The following is a 1,757-nucleotide window of genomic DNA, read 5'->3' on the forward strand; positions in this document are numbered from 1 at the left end:
CGGCGGTGCGTCGCGCCGCGAGGCCCCGCTAGTGTCTGACCCGGACCCGGCGCTGACCTCCGACGGTCTGCCGCAGGCGTTCGTCCTCACGGCCATCGTCATCGCGTTCGCCATCACGATCTACCTGCTCGTGCTGGCGGTGATCGGCGGTGACGACGACGACACCGACATCGGCGACCTCGACCCCCTGGACCTCCTCCCCGAGACCCCGGGCGGCGCCCACCCGGAGGACCCGGAGCCCGATGAGCCGTCGACCCACGACGCGGAAGGGGTCCACCGATGACGCTGGAGTCCGCCCTCACGCTGTTCGTCGCCGTCCCGCTGCTGACGGCGGGAGTGCTCGTCGCGGTCGCATCGAGGACACGGCTGATCCTCACCGTGCTGTTCGCGGTGCTCGGGACGCAGTTGGCCGCGGCCGTGGCCACCGTGCCGTGGGTGTCGGACGGCTCGGTCGTGGTGCACCAGGTCGCCCTGTGGGCGCCCGGGGTGTCCATCCCGTTCGTGCTCGACATGTTCTCCGCGCTCATGCTCACGGTCACGAGCCTGTTGACGCTCACGTGTGCCGCCTTCGCGGTCGCGGCCGGGGAGGCGTACAAGAGGTTCTACCCACCGCTGGTCCTCCTGGTCACCGCCGGCGTGAACGGCGCCCTGCTCACCGGGGATCTGTTCAACTTCTTCGTCTTTGTCGAGGTCATGCTCCTGCCCTCCTACGGGCTCATGATGATCACCCGGTCCGGGCGTGCGAGCGTGGTCGGCGTCGCGGCCTCGCGCCTCTACATCTCGGTCAACCTCCTCGCCTCGACCATCTTGTTGATCGGGGTCGCGCTGATCTACGGGGTGACGGGGACCGTCAACATCGCCCAGCTCCACGGGGCCGCCTCGGAGGACACGGCCGTGGCCGTGGCCACCGCCCTGGTGCTCTTCGCTCTCGCGATCAAGGCCGCGGTGGTCCCCGTGCACGGGTGGCTGGCGCGCGCGTACCCCAAGATGTCCCCCGCGGTGACCGCGATGTTCTCGGGCCTGCACACCAAGATCGCGATCTACGCGATCTACCGCATCTACGCGGTGATCTTCGACGGCGACTCGCGCTATCTGTGGGTGGGGGTCGTCGTGTTCTCCGCGACCATGCTCATCGGCGTGCTCGGCGCGGTGGGCGAGGCCGCGCCCCGCTCGATCCTCGCGTTCCACATGGTCAGCCAGATCGGCTACATCCTCCTGGGAGTCGCGCTGTTCGGCCCCATCGGCCTGACCGCCGGCATCTTCTATCTGCTGCACCACATGATCGTCAAGGCCGCGTTGTTCCTGGCGATCGGCGCGATCGAGGTGCGCTACGGTCCCCGGCGGCTGGGGCAGCTCTCGGGACTGGCCAAGACCGAACCCCTCGTCGCGGTCGCCTTCTTCGCCTCCGCGATGTCCCTGGCCGGGATCCCGCCCTTCTCCGGTTTCGTCGCCAAGCTCAGCCTCATCATCGCGGCCCTGGACGCCGGCCAGATCGCCGCCGCGGCCGTCGCGGTGGTGGTGAGCATCCTGACCCTGCTGTCGATGCTCAAGATCTGGACCGGGATCTTCTTGGGCGAACCCACGCCCACCGACTCCCGCACACTCCCGGAGGGTCTGGACCCGGCGCACTCGGAGGCGACGGGCATCCCCGACGGCAGGGACGTCGACGGGCGGCACCGCGACGGGGTCGAGATCACCGGCGCCGCAGCGGGCGCCACGCCGACCCACACGATGGCTCCCGCCTCGACCACCGCCAC

Annotated in this window: 2 protein-coding genes; both read left to right on the forward strand. The window is 69.8% G+C overall.

The annotated features are described in order from the left end of the window. On the forward strand, window positions 1-283 hold a 283-nt coding region (locus tag G6019_RS05755), incomplete at its 5' end, for an NADH-quinone oxidoreductase subunit K (RefSeq protein ID WP_182627188.1). Then, the coding region (locus G6019_RS05760) for a monovalent cation/H+ antiporter subunit D family protein (protein WP_182627190.1) at window positions 280-1,757 on the forward strand (1,478 nt) is incomplete at its 3' end. The genes G6019_RS05755 and G6019_RS05760, both read left to right, overlap by 4 nt.

Origin of the sequence: Dietzia sp. DQ12-76, assembly GCF_014145045.1 — a bacterium.
In the GTDB taxonomy this organism is placed as follows: Bacteria; Actinomycetota; Actinomycetes; order Mycobacteriales; family Mycobacteriaceae; genus Dietzia.